Source organism: Paraburkholderia sacchari, assembly GCF_000785435.2.
Taxonomy (GTDB): Bacteria; Pseudomonadota; Gammaproteobacteria; order Burkholderiales; family Burkholderiaceae; genus Paraburkholderia; species Paraburkholderia sacchari.
Map to the genome: position 1 here is coordinate 122,973 of NZ_JTDB02000001.1, position 20,041 is coordinate 143,013.

At 65.7% G+C, this 20,041-nt stretch carries 15 protein-coding genes, 1 tRNA gene and 1 pseudogene; 3 read left to right on the forward strand and 14 right to left on the reverse strand.

The annotated features are described in order from the left end of the window. Positions 1 to 195: 195 nt before the first annotated feature. Complete coding sequence (locus NH14_RS00510) at positions 196 to 1,911, reverse strand: dihydroxyacetone kinase family protein (RefSeq protein WP_035530120.1); 1,716 nt, start codon at positions 1,909 to 1,911, stop codon at positions 196 to 198. Between the two features lie 178 nt (positions 1,912 to 2,089). On the opposite strand from NH14_RS00510, the gene NH14_RS00515 reads away from it, so the two are divergent. Continuing rightward, positions 2,090 to 2,166: transfer RNA gene (locus tag NH14_RS00515), tRNA-Val, on the forward strand. Positions 2,167 to 2,273: 107 nt separating this feature from the next. On the opposite strand, the gene NH14_RS00520 is transcribed toward NH14_RS00515, so the two are convergent. The 9 genes and pseudogenes from NH14_RS00520 to NH14_RS00560 form a co-directional block, all read right to left on the reverse strand. Then, positions 2,274 to 3,155, reverse strand: a complete 882-nt coding sequence (locus NH14_RS00520; RefSeq protein ID WP_407947122.1) for a glutamate/aspartate ABC transporter substrate-binding protein — start codon at positions 3,153 to 3,155, stop codon at positions 2,274 to 2,276. A 124-nt stretch (positions 3,156 to 3,279) separates the two neighbouring features. After that, a pseudogene (locus NH14_RS00525) lies at positions 3,280 to 4,536 on the reverse strand (D-amino acid dehydrogenase); the annotation flags it as partial. Between the two features lie 91 nt (positions 4,537 to 4,627). Further along, positions 4,628 to 5,209 carry a BPSL1445 family SYLF domain-containing lipoprotein gene (locus tag NH14_RS00530; protein WP_035530114.1) on the reverse strand — a complete coding sequence of 194 codons (582 nt, stop codon included), beginning with the start codon at positions 5,207 to 5,209 and terminating at the stop codon, positions 4,628 to 4,630. A 133-nt stretch (positions 5,210 to 5,342) separates the two neighbouring features. Further along, on the reverse strand, positions 5,343 to 6,314 hold the full coding sequence (locus NH14_RS00535) for a DUF2950 domain-containing protein (protein ID WP_035530111.1): 972 nt from the start codon (positions 6,312 to 6,314) through the stop codon (positions 5,343 to 5,345). Between the two features lie 20 nt (positions 6,315 to 6,334). Continuing rightward, the gene (locus tag NH14_RS00540; protein WP_035530109.1) at positions 6,335 to 7,747 is read right to left on the reverse strand and encodes a DUF3300 domain-containing protein; all 1,413 of its coding nucleotides are present in this window, start codon (positions 7,745 to 7,747) and stop codon (positions 6,335 to 6,337) included. 270 nt (positions 7,748 to 8,017) lie between these two features. Further along, positions 8,018 to 9,376 (reverse strand): TAXI family TRAP transporter solute-binding subunit, encoded by a 1,359-nt coding sequence (locus NH14_RS00545; RefSeq protein WP_035530107.1) that lies wholly within the window; start codon positions 9,374 to 9,376, stop codon positions 8,018 to 8,020. 180 nt (positions 9,377 to 9,556) lie between these two features. Beyond that, positions 9,557 to 10,459, reverse strand: coding sequence for a LysR family transcriptional regulator (locus NH14_RS00550; protein ID WP_035530106.1), 903 nt, complete (start codon positions 10,457 to 10,459; stop codon positions 9,557 to 9,559). A 66-nt stretch (positions 10,460 to 10,525) separates the two neighbouring features. Further along, a complete protein-coding gene (locus NH14_RS00555; RefSeq protein ID WP_052148263.1) occupies positions 10,526 to 10,834 on the reverse strand; it encodes a helix-turn-helix domain-containing protein in 309 nt (102 codons plus the stop codon). A 9-nt stretch (positions 10,835 to 10,843) separates the two neighbouring features. Further along, a complete protein-coding gene (locus NH14_RS00560; RefSeq protein WP_035530105.1) occupies positions 10,844 to 12,364 on the reverse strand; it encodes an aminotransferase-like domain-containing protein in 1,521 nt (506 codons plus the stop codon). A 172-nt stretch (positions 12,365 to 12,536) separates the two neighbouring features. On the opposite strand from NH14_RS00560, the gene NH14_RS00565 reads away from it, so the two are divergent. Continuing rightward, positions 12,537 to 14,864 carry an FdhF/YdeP family oxidoreductase gene (locus NH14_RS00565; protein WP_035530103.1) on the forward strand — a complete coding sequence of 776 codons (2,328 nt, stop codon included), beginning with the start codon at positions 12,537 to 12,539 and terminating at the stop codon, positions 14,862 to 14,864. 66 nt (positions 14,865 to 14,930) lie between these two features. Here the strand turns inward: NH14_RS00565 and NH14_RS00570 are convergent, their stop codons facing one another. The 4 genes from NH14_RS00570 to NH14_RS00585 are packed head-to-tail and all read right to left on the reverse strand — an operon-like array spanning position 14,931 to position 18,995. Continuing rightward, positions 14,931 to 15,296 (reverse strand): response regulator, encoded by a 366-nt coding sequence (locus tag NH14_RS00570; RefSeq protein ID WP_035530102.1) that lies wholly within the window; start codon positions 15,294 to 15,296, stop codon positions 14,931 to 14,933. Between the two features lie 47 nt (positions 15,297 to 15,343). After that, the gene (locus tag NH14_RS00575; protein ID WP_035530100.1) at positions 15,344 to 15,880 is read right to left on the reverse strand and encodes a hypothetical protein; all 537 of its coding nucleotides are present in this window, start codon (positions 15,878 to 15,880) and stop codon (positions 15,344 to 15,346) included. Continuing rightward, positions 15,877 to 16,623 (reverse strand): methyl-accepting chemotaxis protein, encoded by a 747-nt coding sequence (locus NH14_RS00580; RefSeq protein WP_035530098.1) that lies wholly within the window; start codon positions 16,621 to 16,623, stop codon positions 15,877 to 15,879. Before NH14_RS00580 ends, NH14_RS00575 begins: the two co-directional genes overlap by 4 nt. An 11-nt stretch (positions 16,624 to 16,634) precedes the next feature. Continuing rightward, complete coding sequence (locus tag NH14_RS00585) at positions 16,635 to 18,995, reverse strand: HAMP domain-containing protein (protein WP_035530097.1); 2,361 nt, start codon at positions 18,993 to 18,995, stop codon at positions 16,635 to 16,637. A gap of 207 nt (positions 18,996 to 19,202) precedes the next feature. Between NH14_RS00585 and NH14_RS00590 the strand changes: the two genes are divergently transcribed. Beyond that, positions 19,203 to 20,030 (forward strand): AraC family transcriptional regulator, encoded by an 828-nt coding sequence (locus NH14_RS00590; RefSeq protein WP_035530095.1) that lies wholly within the window; start codon positions 19,203 to 19,205, stop codon positions 20,028 to 20,030. Positions 20,031 to 20,041 lie beyond the last annotated feature (11 nt).

Sequence of the window (20,041 nt, forward strand, 5' to 3'; positions counted from 1 at the left end):
AATTCTGACTTCTTTTTAACGAGTGTGGCGGGTAATTTGACCGCGATTTTATAGCAGTCGCCGCCCGGAGCGGCGCGAACGCTCCGGACACCGAATCTGCAGGGCTTTTCGCGGTCACTATTTCAGGAATGAGCGCGCGGAATTCCGGTCCTGCGCCAAGAGCCTCAAGGCAGTCCGGGCAAGCCCTTCAAGCCTTCACGCGTTCCCGCCCACGTGCGGACGCAACGCCGCCAGCCAGCACACCACCGCCACCGCGCCGGCATCGGGCGAGCCGATCGCCCGCTCGCCCAGATAGCTCGCGCGGCCCACGCGCGGGTGCATATGTGCCGTGGCCTGCGCGCCATGCTCCGCGGCAGCCACTGCGGCCGCCCAGGCGCGCTGCGCCGTCTGACCCTGCTTAAGCGCTTCTTCGAATGCCTCCAGGGCCGGAACCAGCGCGTCGAGCATCGTGCGGTCGCCGGCCTTCGCGCCGCCCAATTCGCTGATCGCCTCGATCGCGCCGCGGAAAGCCTGCGCCCACTCGTACGGCGTGGGCTCCGGCGTATCGGCGAGGTGACGCGACGCGCGCAGCAGCGCCGTGGAGTAGAACGGCCCCGAGCTGCCCGCAATCGCCCGGCGCATGCTCTCGCCGAGCGACGCCAGCGCCTGCGGCGCGGTGCCGAGCGCATGGACCGGCATGGCGGCCACCGCGTCGGCGGCGCGCCGCATGCTCGCGCCCAAATCGCCGTCGCCCGCGAGCGTGTCGAGTTCGGTCAGGCGCGCCTCGTTCTCGGTCAACGCCAGCGCAACCGCATCGAGCGCCGCCTTCAGCCGCGCCGCCCACGCCGCGCGCGAAGCGTCCAGCGATGGTGCTACGGATTCCTCATGATTGACACCCGAGGTGTCGAGCCGGATGGTCGGGTTCACACAGCCCTTGCCAGGCCAGGCGTGCGCGTCGGTATGCGCATCGAGCAATGCGAGCCGGCTGTCGTCCACGCGCAGCAGCGAGATCGAGCAGCCCGGCATGTTCAGCGCCGAAAGGAAGGTGCCGGCCCATGCGCGCTCCACACGCACTTCGCGGCAGCGCAGGTTAGCGATGGCCGCCCGCAGCACGATATCGAGCTCCATCCGCGGCGTGGCCCCCAAGCCGTTGACGAGCAGCACGACACGTTCGCCTCGCGTGATGGCGAGATCGTCGAGGATATTGACGAGCAGCGCCTCGGTGAGTTCGTCGGCCGGCAGCGGCACGCTTCGCTCCACGCCTTTTTCGCCATGAATGCCCAGGCCGATTTCGATTTCGTCGTCGCCGAGGCTGAAGCTGGACGCCCCTGCGCCCGGCAACGTGCAGCCGTCTAACGCGACGCCCATGGTGCCGAGATTGGCGGCCGCGTCGCGCGCGATCGCCGCCACCACTTCGAGCGGCGCGCCGCGTGCGGCCGCCGCGCCCGCGATCTTGTGGATCAGCACGGTACCGGCAATGCCGCGCCGCTGATGGCGCTCGGCGTGGCCGCGCAGCGCGACGTCGTCGGCGACCGTCACCACTTCGACCGGGATGCCCTCGGCGCGCGCCAGTTCGGCCGCAAGGCCGAAGTTGAGCCGGTCGCCGGTGTAGTTCTTGACGATCAGCAGCGCGCCCCGCTGGCCCGCCGTGGCGCGGATTGCCGCGAGCACCGCGTCGGTGGGCGGCGAGGTGAACACCTCGCCGCATACGGCCGCGCTCAGCATGCCCGCGCCCACATAGCCGCCGTGCGCGGGCTCGTGGCCGCTGCCGCCGCCCGAGATCAGCGCGACCGGGCGCGTATGGAATTCGGGAATGTCGCGGCGAATGAGCACGTTCTCCTCGCCGAGGATAACGACATTCGGTGCCTGCAGCGCGATGCCTTCGAGCATTTCGCGCACGACGTCGGAAGGGTGATTGACGAGTTTCTTCATGACGCCCCTGATGAATGTGGTTGAACATTCCGGCTGGCAGGCATTCCCGTTTGCGGGGCCGCCCTGGCGCTGTTCAGTGTACGCCGCTCGTCATTGCGGTGTCCGCAAGCCGTTTTCAACAATTTGCGAAAAGCGCTTGCAAGCCTGCGGGAGTGTCTCTATAATTCGCGCTCTCAACAGGCTCGTAGCTCAGTTGGTTAGAGCACCACCTTGACATGGTGGGGGTCGTTGGTTCGAATCCAATCGAGCCTACCAACGAATATTCAGTACAGCGGCGTGCGCCTTCGGTTTGGCCGCATGCAATGACAATGACGCACTCCCTCGCGGGATGCGTCATTTTCTTTTGGCGCTTCAATTACGCATCAATCGAGCGCCTTGTCGTTCGGATGCGCGAACAGCTCCTTCATCTGCTGCGAAGGCGGATATTCGAGGTTCATGCCGTTGGGCGGGATCGGCTGCGTGAACCACTTCGCGTAAAGCTTCGCCATGTCTCCCGAGGTTTGCATCTTCGCGACCGTGTCGTCCACGAGCGCCTTGAATTGCGGATCGTCGCGGCGGAACATGCACGCATAGTTCTCCGAAACGGGTGGCGTGCCCACAACCACATAATCACCCGGGTTCTTCGCCTTCGCGCGCTCGCCATAGAGCAGCGGTTCGTCCATCACGAACGCCACCGCGCGCCCCGTCGTCACGTTGAGGAACGATTCGGCGTGGTCCTTCGCGCTGATGATCGTCATGTTCATGTGCTTCTCTTCGTTCATCTTGCGCAGCAGCCGCTCGTCAGACGTGCCCGCCGTGGTCGCGACCGTCTTGCCCGCGAGATCGGGGAAGTCCTTCACGCCCGAATCCTTGCGCGTGATGAAGCGAATGCCGTAAAGGAAAATACTGTTGGAAAACGCGGCCTGATTCTGGCGCTCGAACGTATTCGTGGTCGAGCCGCATTCGATGTCGATGGTGCCGTTCTGCACGAGCGGGATGCGGTTTTGCGAGGTGATCGGAATCGACTTCACCCGCAGGTTCGGCATATTGATCTTCTGCTTTACCGCATCGACGATCTTCAGCGCGATTTCCTGCGAATAGCCAATCACGTTCTGGTTCTGGTCATAGTAGGAGAACGGAATCGACGACTCGCGCGTGCCGAGCACGATCACGCCGCTGTCGCGGACCTTCTTGAGCGTGCCCGTGAGTTCATCGGCGTGGGCCGCGCCCGCGAGCGTCGTGAGCGTCGCAAGTGCCAGCGCCATCGACGCGATCAGTTTGATTTTGTTCATCGTGCTCGTCTCCCAACTCGTCAAAGTAAAGAAGTGGCCTCGCAGTGAATGCGTGGTTCGTGGTGCTCCGTGCTGTTCTGTGGTGCCCCGTTGTAGCTCAGCGGCCCGGCGCGAATGCGTCGCCATCGAGCGCCAGTTCGCGCTCCGCGAGCAAGTCGGCCATCAATTGGGCGCTCCCGCACGCGAGCGTGAAGCCCAGCGCGCCATGTCCGGTATTCATCCATAGATTGCGGAAATGCGTGGCGCCAATCAGCGGTTTGCTGTCGGGCGTGGCGGGACGCATGCCGGTCCACGTCTGGATCGCGCCGTAGTCGCCGGCTTCGGGAAAGGTCTCGCGCGCCTGGCGCGCGAGCAACGCGATGCGCTCGTGGTCCGCGTGCGCGCTCATGCCCGTGAGATCGACCATGCCCGCGATGCGCAAGCGCTCGCCCAGCGGCGCGTACACCACCTTGTGATGCGCATCCGTGACCGAGACGCGCGGCGCGCCCCGCGCGCTCGCATTGGGCAGCGTGAGGCTGTATCCCTTGAGCGGATACACCGGCACGTTCACGCCGAGCGAGGCCAGCATCGGCTGGCTCTGAAAGCCCAGGCACACTACGAACGCATCCGCTTCGATATCTCCCGCCGAGGTCGCGGCCGCCTGCACGCGCAGGCCTTCGGTACGGAGTCCGGAGAATTCGGTGGCAAGACGAAAATCCACGCCGTCGCGTTGGGCCGCGCGCGCAAGACCGCGCGTGAAGCTGTCGCAATCGCCGGCTTCCTCGCCCGGCGTGTGAATGCCGCCCGCAATCTCGGCGCCGATGTGCGCGAGCGCGGGCTCGAGCGCGACGCACGCCGCGCCGTCGAGCGCATGCTGCTCGCAGCCGAGCTGCGCCTGATAGCGCGCCTGGCCGCGCGCGCCTTCGAAGGCGTCGCGGTCGCGATACACCACGAGCTTGCCATTGCGCACGTAGTCGAACGCGAACGCCTCGCGCGCGACGATCTCATGCATGAGCCGCTGGCTCAAAAAGCCGAGGCCGAGTAGTTCCGCCGTGGTGGCACGGCTGCGCGCGCGCGTGCAGGCGCGCAGAAACGCGAGGCACCAGCGCCACTGGCGCGGGTCCAGGCGCGGCGCGAAACGCAGCGCGGCTTCGCGCGAAAACAGCCATTGCGGCAGCTTCGGCAGCACCGAAGGATCCGCGAGCGGCGCCACATAGCTATAGCTCAGTTGGCCGCCATTGGCGTGACTGGTTTCGCGCGCCACCTCCGCGTGACGCTCCACCAGCGTCACCTGATGTCCGTCACGGGCGAGAAAATACGCCGTCGTCACGCCAATCACGCCGCCGCCCAGCACACAGATCCGCATGTCCCGAAGTTCTCGTTCGTTCTCGTTCCGGCAGTTTCTCCAAACAAAAACAGGAACTCAATGGCGAATTGCGCGACGGCTATAACCTCGGATCAAGCAGTTAGATATTCAGGCGCGTGACCTTGGTTCCCTCGAGCGAGACGTCGGCCATCAAGCCCGCGTTGGTCAAGACGAACACTTCGACCGGATGCGTAGCCGTGTTGGTATCGACCGCGCCATTCGCCCCTACCGTGACGAGCGCAACCGAGGCGTCGGCGCCCGCTGCCCAACCGTCCGTCGCGCGGAATTTCGCGAGCGCGTCCTGGGTCATGAAGCAGAAAATGATGGCCTTCGACTGCGCACCGGCCTGCAAGCCCAGCGATCCGGAAACCGTGTTGTAGTAGCCCGTTGTGGCGCCGCCCACGCGCAGCGCGCCCTCGCCGTACTGCGCGCCGACGATGAAACCGGCCTGCAGCACCGACGGGAACACGAGCACGCCACGCGACTTCGCGACGAGTTCATGCGACCCTCGCACGGTGGAATAGAGCTTCGCCATGGTGTTGTCGACGCTCGCGTCGATAGACTGGCGCTTCGACATATTGGTCGCGGCGTTCGAGGTGCCACCCGGCGTGGTGGTACAGCCCGCAAGCGCGAAACCGCCGAGCGCGGCGGCGGTTGAAAGCATGAAGGTGCGTCGTTGCATGTCGTTTCCCCTACACGAATGAGAGCGTGCAGAAGTTTGCAGCATGCCGCGTGCCCGCTCCGGAGCAGGCACGCGGCACGTGCTCATGCAACTGGCCAGGCAGCGCGCGCCAGCGCCGCCAGGCAACGTCAGATCAAGGCGTGGCGGGCTGCCAGGACGCATCGGGATCGAAGCTCTTGAGTGCGGCGGCCGTGCGCGCGCCGTTGGGCCCAAGATCCTTTTGATAAAGCTTGCCGTCCTGATTAACGATAAAGCTCATCACACCCGTCTTGCCATATTGCGCCGGCCACGCCACGAGCGCGAAGCCGTTGGCCAGCTGACCGTTCGCCATATAGCTGCGCGCCCCGCCCTCCGCATGGGCGCCCTGCGCCGTGAGAATGCGGAAGTGGTAGCCGTGATAACCCTCCTGCGGCGTGACCTTCGAGTCGCGCATCATGACTTCGGCCAGCGGGCCGAGCGGGCTTTCTTGCTCGCCCTGCTCGACGGGCCAGTAAAGGCCGTCATGCGTGCCGGGCGTGCTCACGAGGCGCTGCGCATAGTGCTCCATGAGCTTGCGGTAGTCGTTCTGCGCGTCGACATAGGCAAGCGAGCTGAGCATGGCGGCGCGCTCATTGCGGCCGATGCGCCGCGTGAGCATTTCGCTCGTGCCCTCGCGCGGATCGAAGCGCCAGCCGCTGGCGTTCTGCACGATCGGGATGGGCAGCGTCCAGCCGCTGTCGCCCACGGCCAGGTGAGCGCTCGCCTTGCCGGCCACGGGCGTGGCGTCCGGCACGATCTGATGGCCCTTCGACCACGCGCCCAGGAAGTCGTCGATGTCTTCCTCGCCGATATCCTTCGTGGGGATGAACTGCTCGAAATTGTTGCCGAGCACGTGCTTCATCGCGTCCTGGTCATTGGTGGCCAGCGCGTTGCTGAATGCCTCTGCCGCCGCGTCGGGCGTGGCGTAGACGGCCTGCGCCGAAGCCGCGCCTGCGCCGGGCAGGGCCAGCAGAGCGGGCGCGGCGAACAGCGCGAACGCCACTGCCGCGGTGAGCCGGGCGAGCCCGGCAGGCCTTGCGTTGCGCGATGCATGTTGCGACGGAAGGCGTGCGTGTTTGCGGATCATCGCAAGACTCCTATAGAGATTCAACGACGGAAGTGTCCGCCACCACCACCGCCAAGCCGGCCACCGCCGCCTCCGCCGCCAAAGTTGTGTGCGCCACCACCGCCAAAGTTGTGCGCGCCGCCGCCGTTGAAGCCGCCACCGCCGCCCCGGCTCTGGAACGACTGCCGGCTTTGCTGGCCGCGCTGCATGTCGGCGCGAGCCGCATTGCCGTCGCCGGCGCCGCGCAGCGCATTGCTGCGATTCGCGTTCTGCGAACGGTTGGCGAGGTCGGCGCGATTGGCGTTTTGCGTGGCGCCCGAGAAATTGCCGCGGCTGCCATTGCGCGTGGCGCCCGAAAGATTGCCGTTGCCATTGCGCGTGGCCCCCGAGAGGTTGCCATGGCTGCCATTGCCATTGGGCCGGCCGCCTTGCTGAATGCCTTGCAGACGCTGGCTCGCACTGCCGCTCATGTTCTGCCCGGTGCGGTTCTGCAGGGTTTGCATGGCCTGCGAACGCGACTGGTCATAGCCGCGGAACTGGTTGTTGCGCTGGCCGCCGTTGAAGTTGTTGCGCTGCCCATTGAAGTTCTGGTTGCGGCGCTCGACGTTGTTGTTGCGGTTCCAGTTGGCCGTGCGGTTGTTCGTGTTGATGCGGTTGTTGACGTTGATATTGTTGTAGCGGTTCACGTTGATATTGACATCGTGCGAGCCCCAGCCGAAGCCGCCCCACAGCGAGTTCGCCACCGCAATGCCCGCGCCGAACGCCAGCCCCGTCATGAAACCCGTGGCGATCGCGTAGCCCGGAGGCGGCGGCATGTACACGGGCGGATAGGCAGGGTACGGCCACGTGCCGTACACCACGGTGGGGTTATACGTGGGCACGTACACCACTTCCGGATTGGCGGGCTCGATCACGATGGTTTGCGTGGTCGACGTGCCCGAGGCCGGCTGCACGATCACCTTCTGCTGCTCGGTGGTCTTGAGGTTGCCCGCTTGTTGCGCCTGCAAGCGCAGACGCTGCACGGAGTCCATCACGTCGCCGGGCTGCGCGAGGAACGCGCTGCCGATCTGCTCGACCCAGTCAGGCTTGGAATCCATGGTGGCGAGCACCTGCGGGAAGGCCACGAGCGACTGCACGCTCGGGTCCCACGGCTGCGAGGAGACGGCCTTCACGGCGTCGTCGCCCTTGAGGTTGGGGTTGGCTCTGGACCACGCGGCGGCGGCCTGCACGTCTGCCGGAAACGTGGCAGCCATGAGCACCTGTGCGAGCAGCGCGTCGGGATAAAGCGCGACGGGCGCCGTGAGCGAGTCGAGTTGCTGGTTCGACAAATGTTGCGCTGCGCTTTGTTGCGCGATGGCGGCCGCCGGACCGGTCGGGCCGACGAACAGCGGTGCGGCCGCGAGCGCGGCGCACATGAGCCAGACAGCGCGCTGGCGTACACCGGACGATTTCACGAATCGTTCCTCCTCGTTGCGGATAACTCTTTCAGGTGCCCGAAATGGAGAACCTGCCTGCGGTGCGGATTGAAATCTTAATCGAGGCACCGCGATTTTGATTTTTAATGCGACATCCCGTGACGCACTGGCGATCAAAAATATAGAGGTATGACTCATTGTGTCAACCACGAGTTCGTCGGCGAACGATCCGTTTCCGGAATTGAATCAATTACATTGAATGACATGAATCCGGGAATAATTCCGGCAACCGGGAATCCCCCTTTTCGCTCAACGCCCCGCGCCTTCGGACGGCCGGGCTCCGGGCGCCAGATGCATGCGCACGAAGCCTATGTGCTCGCGCAGCACGTAGAACGCATCGGCATAGGCGAGCGGCATGCGCAGCGTATTGAGCGCGCGCTCGATCTCGTCGAGCTCCGCAATGAGCTCGCGCCGCTCTTCGTCGCTCGAATGCTTGAGCGCATCGCGCTCGATCGCGATGAGCGCGCCGTAGTAGCGGTAAATGCGCGAGCGCACGCGCCATCTATACAGCGCGGGGATGGCCCGCAGCGCCGGAAACACCAGCACGGCAAGCGGCAGCAGCAGCACGAGCAGGCGGTCGGCCACGCTCGCGAGCCAGAACGGCAGCGTGCGATAGAGAAAACTTTTGCCCGACTTGTAGTAGCGGGTGGCGTCTTCGCTGATACGGAAGTCATGCGCGACGGGGCTCGGAAATTCGCCCGCGCGCTGCAGCAGCCCAGGTACGCCGTTGACCTCGCCCGCGGCTTCGACGATGAGGTCCGAGATGGCCGGATGCAGCGTGTTGCGAGCGGCGATCTCTACAGTCGGCCCAATCAGATGCACGGTTTGCGGCGGCATGCGGCGGCGCAAATCGAGCACGCCAGGCGGCAGGTCGATGCTCTCCAGATACGGAAAGAGCCGCGTATAGGCCGCCGATTCGTCGAAGCTCATCACCGAAATGCCGGGTATGCCGAGCAGGCGCTGCATGAGTTCGCGCGTGGTGGAGTCGCCGCTCAGCATGGCCGCGTCCACGCGGTTCGAGACCAGCGCGGTGGCGGCTTCCATGCCGTCGAGCGGCAGGAAGGTGGAGTCGCCGCCCGGCTCCATGTCGTTCGCGGCCAGCAGTTTCAGCGAGAGCTCGCGCGTGCCGCTGCCCACGCGGCCGATGGCAATGCGCTTGCCATCGAGTTGGGAAAGTTGCGTGAGCCCCGAGCCGCGATAAAACACCACGATGGGCAGATACGCCACGCTGCCGAGCGAGACGAGCGAGCGCGTGTCGAACCCGTCGGCCACGCCGCCCTGCACGAACGCGAGATCGACCTTCGACTTGGGATCGAGCAGGCGCTGCAGGTTCTGCACCGAGCCGTCCGACTCCAGCACCCTGAGCGTGACGCCGTTGCGCGCGAGGATCTTGCCGTATGCCTGCGCCATCTGCATGAACGAGCTGTCGCGCGGCCCCGCGCTGATGGTGATGGTGCGCGGCGGCGAGGGGTCGACGAGCCACACGAACACCGCGACCACCGCGACGCAGAACAGCGCGATCGGCAGCGACGTGAGCGCGAGATCGCGCCACGCCGGATGCGACGGGTCGCGCATGAAATGCGGCAAAGGCAGTCGATGTCGTTTCATGTAAGCCGGCGGCTATGCGTCGAATGGAGCAGGCTTCATCATGCCACCACGCGCCGGATCGCAACGCTGGTATTTGCGAGAATTTGCCGCTGCGCGGAGGAGAGCCGATGAGCGCCGATGAAGCAGCGCGTCCGCTGAAAGCAACGTAGGCGGCGCCGATGCGCTGCGAGGTCAACCGCGCTACTGCGCCGCGCCGCCGAAGAACTCGGTGGCGTGGTCGATGAACGCGCGTACTTTCGCGGGCAGCAGCGTGCGCGACGCATAGGCGAGGCGGATCTCGATCTGCGAGTCGACGATCGGAAAATCGTCGAGCAGCGTGACGAGCCGCCCCGCCGCCACGTCGGGCCGCACGAGCGCGAGCGGCAGGATGCCGATGCCGAATCCCTCCAGCACCATCGCCTGATTGAAGTCCGAGTTGTTCGAGGCGATTTCATACTTCATGCGCACGGTCACCTCCTTCCCGCCATCTCGGAACGTGAGCGCTGGCTTGCGCAGCGAAGGCGGCATCGGCACGAAGGTGTGCGCTTCGAGGTCCGAGGGATGGCGCGGCGTCGAGTGTGCCGCGAGGTACCCGGGCGTGGTGACGAGCGCGAGCGGAATGCGCTCGAGCAGCTTCGTCACCGTGCCTTCGCTATTGAGCATGAACGGCAGCACGAGCCCGAGATCGTAGCCATCCGCGACCAGATCGACGGGGCGCTCGGTCAGCATCACGTCGAGCGTCACGTTGGGATGCGCACGCTTGAAGCCGGAAATGAGCGGTACGAGCCGGTGCACCGAGGCCGAGGTGTGCGCAACGAGGCGCAGCACGCCGTTGGCTTCGCGCGTTTGCTCGGTCGCGCCGGCCTCCAGCGCATCGAGATCGTCGAGCACGCGGCAGCAGCCGTCGTAGAAGCGCTCGGCGGCTTCGGTGAGCGAAACCGCGCGCGTGGTGCGATGAAAGAGCCGGCTGCCCAGACGCTTTTCCAGCCGCGCGATCGCGCGAGAGACAGCGGGCGTGGCGATCCCGTGCATGTCCGCGGCGCGCGTGAAGTTGCGCGCCTCGACCACGGAACGAAAGATTCGCAGGGTGTCGATATAGTCCATGGCGTGAGCGCCAATGATGGCGAATGGAGTAAAAAACGATTCAGCGCGGCGGCGTGAAGCCGCGCGTCACGGCTCAGCCGCGCCGAATACTTCCGCGCAAAACGCGCGGCCGTCCTCGGAGAGGCTCGCGCTGCCGGTGCCGTCCTCGGACAGCGTCGTCACGACCAGGCCGCCGTCCACAAGGCCGGTCAGATGGCGACGCAAACCGCTCATCGGCACGCCGGCCTGTTTCGAGAGCTTCGCGAGCGACCACGCGCGCCCGGGCGTTTCGCAGTGCGCGCGCCACAGTTGCTCGAGGATGGCTACCAGCGCGGGATCGATTTCGTCGCCGCTTTCTTTACCGCGTTCATCACCTTCGTCGCTTGCGTCGTTCATAGCGTCTCCTCATGCCATGCGCGCGACCAGCTCGCCGAGTGTCTTCAACGCCGCCTCGGTCTGCGCGGTCCACGGATAACTGTAGTTCAACCGAATATAGTGGTGAAAGTCGTTGCGCATCGAAAACATGTAACCCGGCCCGATCGTGATGCCCTGCGCCAGCGCGGCGCGATACAGCCGCATCGAATCCACGCGCGGCGGCAGCTCGACCCACAGCACGTAGCCGCCCTGCGGGTCGGTGGTGCGCGTGCCGGAGGGAAAGAACCGCTCGATCATCGCACGCATGAGCCGCGCCTGCTCGCGATAGAAGCGGCGCAGCCGGCGCAGGTGGCGGTCGTAGCCATCGTGGCGCAGATAGTCGGCGAGCGCGACCTGCGGCACCGAAGGCGTCGTGAGCGTATTGAGGAACTTGAGCTTTTCCACCTGCGCGCGATAGCGCCCCGGCAGCGCCCAGCCAATCCTGTAGGATGCCGAAAGACTTTTTGAAAACGACGCGCAATGCAGCACGAGCCCGCGCGAGTCAAACTGCTTGAGCGACAGTGGCCGCGTGGGCCCGAAATAAAGCTCCTGATACACGTCGTTCTCGATCACGGGCAAGTCGTGCGCCTCGGCCAGCGCCACGAGCCGCCGCAGGTTCGCCTCGGGCATGCGAAAGCCCAGCGGATTCTGGAAATTCGGCATCACCATGCACGCGGCCACCTTCTTGCGCTCGAGCACGCGCTCGAGCGCATCGAGGTCGATGCCGGTGTCGGGATGCGTGCTCACTTCGATCGCGCGCATGCCGAGGCGCTCGATCGCGTGCAGCATCGCGTAGTAAGTGGGCGACTCGACCGCCACAGTGTCGCCCGGCTTCGCCACCGCCTGCAGGCTCAGGTTGATGGCCTCGGTCGCGCCTACCGTGACGACGATTTCGTCGGGATCCACGTCCGCGCCGTTCTCCGCGTAGCGGCGCGCGATCTGCCGGATCAGCTCGGGGTTGCCGGGCGGCAGGTCGTCGATCAGGTTCCAGCTCACGTGGCGCCGCGCAATCGCATTCGCGTACTGGTTGATGCGCCGCCACGGAAACAGCGCCGGGTCCGGATACGGCGAGCCGAGCGGCACCGCGTCCTGCGCGACGATGCTGCGCAGCGTGGAGAGCACGAGGCGGCTCACATCCACCGGCGCGGGCGCGGCGTTGGGCGCGGGTTCCATCGGCATCTTCTGCGCCCCCGCGCGGCGCCCCTTCGCGGCCGGAGACGATCGCTGAGCGGCCCCATGCGCGGCCCCCTCACCTGTGCGCGCAAGCGACCCGTCGCGCGCCACGGGCCGCGCCTTCACGAAGAACCCCGACTGCGGCCGCGATTCGATCACGCCGCGGCTCTCCAGCAACGCATAGGCGTGCACCACGGTCTTGATGCTCACGCCGTGCTGAACACTCGCCCGCCGCACCGAAGGAATGCGCTCGCCCGCGGCGAACACGCCGCGGCGCACGGCGGCTTCGATGTCGTCGGCGAGATGTTCGTAGCGGGGAACGGTGGACGGAGCGGTCACGGACGGCAGTTGGCGCGAGGCGGACGATTCCGAGAGTCTATGACAAATCGCCGCAACTGTACCCCTTGCCTTTTCGTTTTTCTGTGATCACCGCGCACACAGGAACACAGTACGCTTCGCACATCGGGCCATGCACCCGCACCGCCCCAGCCAGATCCGAGCCAGACGCACCATGAAAAAGCCGCAACCCCGCATCGAGCCCTACCACCATCCCGCCGCCGGCTGGGGAGCGCTCAAGCAAGTCGCCATCAATCTCATCAAGGAGAAGGTGACGGGCGGCAATTACCGGACCCTGCTCAAGCAGAACCAGCCCAACGGCTTCGACTGCCCCGGCTGCGCGTGGCCCGACCGCGAGCACGCCTCCACCTTCGAGTTCTGCGAGAACGGCGTGAAGGCCGTGGCCGCCGAGGCCACCAGCAAGCGCGCGACGCCGCAGCTCTTCGCGGAGCACACCGTGACCGAGCTGATGGCGCAGTCCGACTACGAACTCGAACAGCATGGCCGCCTGACCGATCCGCTCGTCTACGACGCGAACCAGGACCGCTACGTGCCGATCGCCTGGGACGATGCGTTCCGGCTCATCGCGAAGCACCTCAACGCGCTCGACGACCCGAACCGCGCGGCCTTCTACACCTCGGGCCGGGCGAGCAACGAAGCCGCGTTCCTCTATCAGCTGTTCGTGCGCATGTACGGCACCAACAACTTCCCCGACTGCTCGAACATGTGCCACGAAGCCACCAGCCGCGGTCTGCCGGGCACGGTGGGCATCGGCAAGGGCACGGTCACGCTCGACGACTTCGAGCATGCCGACACGCTGCTGATCTTCGGCCAGAATCCCGCCACCAATCACCCGCGCATGCTGGGCGAGCTGCGCGACTGCGCAAAGCGCGGCGCCACCATCGTCTCGATCAACCCGCTCAAGGAACGCGGCCTCGAACGCTTCGCGAGCCCGCAGCACACGCTCGACATGCTCTCGCCTTCGGGCGTGCAGATCAGCTCGGTGTTCATCCGCCCGCGCGTGGGCGGCGACTTCGCGCTCATCAAGGGCGTGGCCAAGCGCACGCTCGAACTCGACGACGCCGCTCGCGCGATGGGTGCAAAACGCGGCACGAAGCGCGTGCTCGACGTGGGTTTCCTCGCCGAACATACCGTTGGCTTCGAAGTCTTCGCGGCCGACCTGCGCGCCGAATCGTGGGACACCATCGTCGCCGAGTCGGGCGTGCCGCTCGACGAGGTGTTCAAGCTCGCCGACATCTACGCGAAGGGCCGTGCCACCATCGCGACCTGGGGCATGGGCATCACGCAGCACAAGAACTCGCTCGCGACCGTGCAGCTGCTCTCGAACCTCATGATGATGCGCGGGAACATCGGGCGGCGCGGCGCGGGCCTGTGCCCGGTGCGCGGCCATTCGAACGTACAGGGCGATCGCACGGTAGGCATCGAGGAGAAGCCCACCCAGGCGTTTCTCGACCGCCTCGGCGCGGCCTACGATTTCGAGCCGCCGCGCGAGCACGGCTACGACGTGGTGGAAACGATCCACGCGATGCTCGAAGGCCGCGTGAAGGTGTTCATCGGCCTGGGCGGCAATTTTTCGATCGCCACGCCCGACACGCCGCGCACGTGGGACGCGATGCGCTCGTGCGCGCTCACGGTACACGTGACCACGAAGCTCAACCGCAGCCATCTCGTGCACGGCAAGGACGCGCTGATTCTGCCCACGCTCGGCCGCACTGAAATCGACATGCAGAACGGCGTGCCGCAAGGCGTGAGCGTGGAAGATTCGATGAGCATGGTGCACATCTCGTACGGCATGAACCGGCCCGCTTCGCAGAACCTGCTCTCGGAAATCGCCATCGTCGCGCGCATGGCGCAGGCCACGCTAGGCAGCGAGAAAGTGGACTGGCTCGGTCTGGCCGCCGATTATTCGAAGATCCGCGACGGTATCGAAAAGGTCCTGGACGGCTTCGAGAACTACAACGAGCGCCTGAAGCAGCCCGGCGGCTTCCATCTGGGCGTGGCCTCGCGCGATCGCGTCTGGATGACCGAAAGCGGCAAGGCGCAGTTCGTGGTGCACGCGATTGCGCTCGACACGCCCATCCATCGCGCCCGCGCCGCGCACGGCCAGCGATTGATGACGCTGATGACCACGCGCTCGCACGACCAGTACAACACCACGATTTATGGTCTCGACGACCGCTATCGCGGCGTCTATGGGCAGCGCCGCGTGCTGTTCGCGAACCGCGAGGACATGACGATGCTCGGCTACGAGCCGGGCCAGCGCGTGGACATCACGAGCGTATGGGACGACGGCGTGGAACGCCACGTCGAGGACTTCCTGCTCGTGGAGTACGACATTCCGCGCGGGTGCCTCGGCGCGTACTATCCGGAGACGAATCCGCTCGTGCCGCTTGCATCGGTGGCCGATGGCGCGGGCACGCCCACTTCGAAGTCGATTCCGGTGTTGCTGAGCCCGGCGAAGGCGAGCGCACTCGCGGCGTGATTGCGGCGCGCTTGTGGCGCGCTTGCGGCGCGCTTGTGGCGTGATCGCCGCGCGCCTCGCGCGGCTTCAGCCCGCCAGCTTGCGGAACGTTTCCAGCACCGCATCGCCCTTGAACGGCTTCACGATCCAGCCGCGCACGCCCGCAGCCTTGCCGCGTTCCTTCATGGCCGGGCTGCTTTCGGTCGTCAGCATCACGACATTGACCGCGGCGTTGCCCAGTTCGCCGCGGATCTTCTCGACCATCGTGAGGCCGTCCATGTTCGGCATGTTCACGTCGCTCACCACGAGCTTCACGGCCGGATTCGCGCGCAGCTTGGCGAGGCCGTCCTTGCCGTCCACCGCCGTATCCACGTCCAGGCCGTTCTTGCGCAGGAAGCCCGCGACTTCGTCGCGCACCGTGCCGGAATCGTCCACCACCAGAATCTTCGCCATCTTGTTGTTTTCCTTTGCGCCCGAGCGGCGCGCTGTGCATGAGTGTTTCAAAACAGTTCGAGTTCGCCCGCGCTCTCGTGCGCCGCGCTCAACTGGTCCCGGGCAGTCACGAAATCGAGCGGCGAATGGGTGCAGACGCATAGCGTCGCCCCCAACTGCACGGCGCCGTCGATCGTGAGCGCATAGGACTTCACGTAATCGGGCTTCAGTTCTCGCAGATGCTGCAGGCACTGGCTGTCGAGCGCGTAGGGCGTGGACATGCCGAGGTCCTGGAAATGCTCGAGCAGATGCTGGTTCATCGCCCCGCAGCACAGATTGCCGAACTCCATGAACGCATCCGCCAGCGCGCCTTGCGCGCCGCCCAGGTAGTATGCGCGCGTTGCTTCGTCATCCTTGATATGCAGAAGCAGCAGCAGGCGAAACTGCATCGACGATATCGTGAGCAGCACCGCATGTTCGCCGCGCGCATGCTCGCCCGGCGCCGCAGTGATCTCACACGCGTGCAGGGGATCTGTCACGAGGCGCGTGCGCGCCGCCGCGAAGAAAATCTGCTCGAAGCTTTCCTGCGCCTGCGGGCCGATCATGCGGGCACCTCGTCGGTCGCTTCCTGGAGCTGGGCGTGCAACTGTTGCGCAAGCGACTCCACGCTCGCAAGCGAGGCCGCGATCATCTTGCCGCCCGCCTGAATGTCCTGGAACGTGGCGGTCGTGACAAGGTCGTTGCGGTGCAGGCTCTCGCGGTAGCTCCTGGAAAGCTCCTGCGAACGCGTGGCGAGCGCGCGCACCTCGCCCGCGACGATCGAAAAACCCCGGCCCGCCGCCCCAGCGCGCGCCGCCTCGATGGAGGCATTCAGCGAGACGATCAGCACATGGCTCACGATCGACGAGAGCACCTGATTCTTCTCGTGCATGTCGCGGTTCTGCGCCATCAGCGAGATCATTTGCTCGTGCCAGCGCTCGAAGACCGTCGACATTTGCTTCAGGCGAACGGTCTCCGCCGCGATGCGTTCGGTGCGCTGCCGCGCTTCGGCGCTGCGCGCGCGCTCGCCCTCGAGCGCCGCTTCCATCGCTTCGTTCACCCACTTGCGTTGGGCGAGGTCCGCACGCAGCGACTCGATCTGCTCGGCCAGCGCCTCATGCTCCTGCACGGCGCTTTCCTGTGCCGCGCGCACGCGCGCCTCGACCTGCGCAAGCGCGTCTTCATGCCGGGTGCGCTCCAGTCGTTCGGCATCGCGCCACTGCGCGCGCGCGCGCCACTGAAGTCCCGCCGCGCACAGCGCCGCCAACGCGAGGCCCGCAGCCCCGCCCATCAGATACGGTAAAAGCACGGTGCCTCCTGTTACGCCAGCAAGGCTTCGTGCGATGCGGCCTGCTCGCCCGCACACGCGACGGCGCAGGCCAGCGGCAAATATACAAGTGTTTCGAAGTGCCGATAATCGGCGCCTTGCCGGTTGTCGGTGAAGCGCAGTTCGATGCGTCCGCCCTTGCGCTCCAGAAAATCGCGGACCGCATCCATGCCCACGCCGCGCCCCGACACCTCGGTCACGCTATGCGCCGTGGAAAAACCCGCCCGGAAGATGAACGCCGCCACGGTCTCGTCGCTGACTTGCTCGCCGGAGTCGAGCCACCCACGCTCCACGGCGACGGCGCGAACGCGCGCGAGCGCAAGCCCCCGGCCATCGTCGGAGAGCGCCATGCGCAGCGCGCCATCGGCGACGCTCAACGCGATGTCGATGCGCCCCGCCTCGTCCTTTCCCTGCGCGCGGCGCTGCGCCGGCATCTCGATGCCGTGATCGAGCGAATTGCGCAGCAAATGCGTGAAGACATCGCTCACGGTGCCGGCTGCATCGTAATGCAGCCGGTAGCCGCCATCGTCGATGCAGACGTGCGGCGCAACCTTGCCCAGTTCCTGCGCCAGCGAAGGCAGCGATTCGAGCACGCCGGCGAGCGCTTGCTCCACGCTCTGCGTGCCGATGCGGCCCAGCACCCGACGCAACTCCGTGCGCATCGCGCGCAGCGAATCGAGGTCGTGTTCGTTCGCGCTGTCCAGCACGCGCAAGCTCGCATCGATCTGCTCGCGCCCGATGCCGCCCGCAGCCCCGTTCCCGCCGCGCCCGCCCGCACCGCGCCCGAGGCTCACTTCGTTGAGCGTCGCGTAATGGTCGACGGCCTCGCGCACGCGCTGCAGATCGTCGATGAGCGCCTGCTGGTCCCATGCGTGGCTCGCATCTGAACGGCGCAGCGCGTCGTAACGCTGCTCCACTTCGTGCACGACGCCCGTGAGATGCTGGAGGCTGTAGGTGCGCGCGTTGCCCTTCACCGTGTGCATGTTGCGGAACAGCGCGGCAACCGCGTCCATGTTGGCGCAATCGTGTTGGCGAATGATGCGCTCGTTCTCGTGGATAAAGCCCTTCGAGCTCTCCACGAAGCGATGAAACTTCTCTTCGCTTACCGAAAGAATTTCGCCGATCATCTGCAGGCGGCGCTTCTGCTCGTCGGCCTGCGCCGCCAGTTCGCGCAGCTCGGTAACGTCGCGCACGCACAGCATGAGGCGCACGACCACATCGCGTTCGTCGGTGATCGCGGACCAGCTCAGGTCGAGCACCTTCTTGCGGCCATCGGGCATGGTACGCGTGATTTCGTTCACGAGCAGATGCTGGTTGAACGCGAAATTCACGTCGTCCTCGCCGATGCACGCGTGCACGGCGGCGTCGATCTGCGCCAGCGTATCGGCGTCGAGATTCGTGTGCGAGAACACGAGATCCATGAGCGCGCGCCCCGCGATCTCGCGCGTTTCGAAAATCGCTTCGAGATAGGCCGAATACTCGTCGTGCACGCTCGCGCCTTCCACGACCGTGAGAATGCCTTGCTGCATGTTCTGCAACATCGCCTGAATGTCGGCGGTCTTGCGCTCGAGTTGCGCGGAGTTGTGCTGAATCTTCTCGATCATGCCGTTGAACGCGACGATCGAGCGGCCGATCTCGTCCATGCGCCCCACGGGCACGCGGCGCGTGAAATCCTGGCTCGACGCAATCTCGCTCATCATTTCCTGCATGCGCGAAAGCGGCCGCGTGATCTGCCGATACAACAGCGCGCCAATCAGAGTGAGCAGCAGCACCGCGCCGCCCGTGACGCCCGCAATGGCGCTCGTGGTGGTGTCGAGCATGCCGTTGAGCGCCTGGATGGCCGCGTCCTTCTGGCGATTTTTCTCCACGCGCAGCGTGGTGACGATGCCTTCGAGTTCGTCGCGATACTGCGCGACGTTCGCGAAGAGATACGCCTGCGCGAGTTCGCCCTTGCCCGCGGCCTTCATGTTCGCCGTTTCTTCGATGGCGTTGAAGTAGTTCGCGAGGCTTTCGCGCGCCTGCGCGACGAGCCCGTCCTGCGCATGGCTCGCGGCGGCCTGGCGCTGCACGTCGAGCGCGGCGCCCAGCGCGGCCTTCTTTTTCCTGAGTTCGTCCTGCGCCAGTTGGGCAGTGGTCGCGTCGGGCGCGTAGACGAGCGTCATCGTCGCGAGCTGCACGTCTTTCAAGAGCGAAACGAGATCGGCGGAAGCCAGCGCGCTGGGCACGACGCCCTGCGTGACCTGATGGACGTCGGTGGCGCTGCGGCGCGTCTGATAGACCGCGTAGCCGCCAATGGCGGACAACGCGACGAACATCAGCACGATGAGTAGCGTGATGCGGTGGCGAATGGTCATGTCGAAATCCCCGGGCCTTGCACCGTGCCGGACGCGCTATGACTGCGCGACTCGTGACACGTGAGGCCAATTTATTCGGGGGGCATTATCGGCGTTTATATATGACGAAATGATGAATGGACTTGCCAATCGACGGCTCGCGTGCCAGCGCGGCTGCGTTAAGATGGCCATTCGATTCTTCGCGCCGCATCGCCACCGAGGCCCACCGTGCCACAACCGACCGACTCCACGCCCTCTTTCTGGCGCGACCCGGCTCTGCCGTTCATCGAAGTCCGCGCCATTGCCGACGGCCGCAAGCTGCGCTACGGCCGTCATGCGCATGACACGTTCTCGATCGGTGCGGTAACGGGCGGGCGCAGCACCTATCTGAACGGCAACACGCTCGAGCGCGTACACGCGGGCGCCGTGGTCATCGTCAACCCGAACGTTGTGCACGCATGCAATCCCGCCGCCGACGAGGCATGGTCCTATCGCATGTTCCATCTCGACACGGGCTGGCTCGCGAAGCTCCAGCACGCGCAGGGCTTCGGCACGCAGGCGACATTCGTTCCGTTCGCGCAGACGCTCACGTGGCGCGCCGATCTGTTCGCAGGGCTCAATGCGCTCTACGACGTGCTCGTGAATCCGCAAGAAGACGCGCTGCGCAAGGAATGCGCCGTCACGCAGTACTTCACCGCGCTCCAGCAAGCGCTCAATCCCGCGCCGCCCGAGAGCACGCCACGCGAGCCCAACCCGCGCCTCGCGCGCGCCGCCGAGTTCATCGACGGCAATTACACGCGCACGCTCAAGCTCGAAGACATCTGCACGGCGGCAAGCTTGTCGCCTTCGTATTTGATCCGCGCGTTTCGCGAGCAATACGGCATGACACCGCATGCGTATGTAGTGAACCGGCGCATCGAGTTCTGCCGTGCGCAATTGCGGCGCGGCCATGCCATCGCCGACGTCGCCGCCGAAGCCGGCTTCGCCGACCAGGCCCATCTTCAACGCGCCTTCCGCCAGTTCGTGGCGGCCACGCCGGGACAATATCGCGGCTAAGGTCCGGGCCG

What these genes read in the sequence shown, in the direction of transcription:
- NH14_RS00570 (WP_035530102.1), bottom strand. Translation starts at nt 15,296, where the DNA reads ATGGCGAAGATTCTGGTGGTGGACGATTCCGGCACGGTGCGCGACGAA.
- NH14_RS00545 (WP_035530107.1), bottom strand. Translation starts at nt 9,376, where the DNA reads ATGAAACGACATCGACTGCCTTTGCCGCATTTCATGCGCGACCCGTCG.
- NH14_RS00555 (WP_052148263.1), bottom strand. Translation starts at nt 10,834, where the DNA reads ATGAACGACGCAAGCGACGAAGGTGATGAACGCGGTAAAGAAAGCGGC.
- NH14_RS00550 (WP_035530106.1), bottom strand. Translation starts at nt 10,459, where the DNA reads ATGGACTATATCGACACCCTGCGAATCTTTCGTTCCGTGGTCGAGGCG.
- NH14_RS00530 (WP_035530114.1), bottom strand. Translation starts at nt 5,209, where the DNA reads ATGCAACGACGCACCTTCATGCTTTCAACCGCCGCCGCGCTCGGCGGT.
- NH14_RS00510 (WP_035530120.1), bottom strand. Translation starts at nt 1,911, where the DNA reads ATGAAGAAACTCGTCAATCACCCTTCCGACGTCGTGCGCGAAATGCTC.
- NH14_RS00535 (WP_035530111.1), bottom strand. Translation starts at nt 6,314, where the DNA reads ATGATCCGCAAACACGCACGCCTTCCGTCGCAACATGCATCGCGCAAC.
- NH14_RS00575 (WP_035530100.1), bottom strand. Translation starts at nt 15,880, where the DNA reads ATGATCGGCCCGCAGGCGCAGGAAAGCTTCGAGCAGATTTTCTTCGCG.
- NH14_RS00565 (WP_035530103.1), top strand. Translation starts at nt 12,537, where the DNA reads ATGAAAAAGCCGCAACCCCGCATCGAGCCCTACCACCATCCCGCCGCC.
- NH14_RS00520 (WP_407947122.1), bottom strand. Translation starts at nt 3,155, where the DNA reads ATGGCGCTGGCACTTGCGACGCTCACGACGCTCGCGGGCGCGGCCCAC.
- NH14_RS00585 (WP_035530097.1), bottom strand. Translation starts at nt 18,995, where the DNA reads ATGACCATTCGCCACCGCATCACGCTACTCATCGTGCTGATGTTCGTC.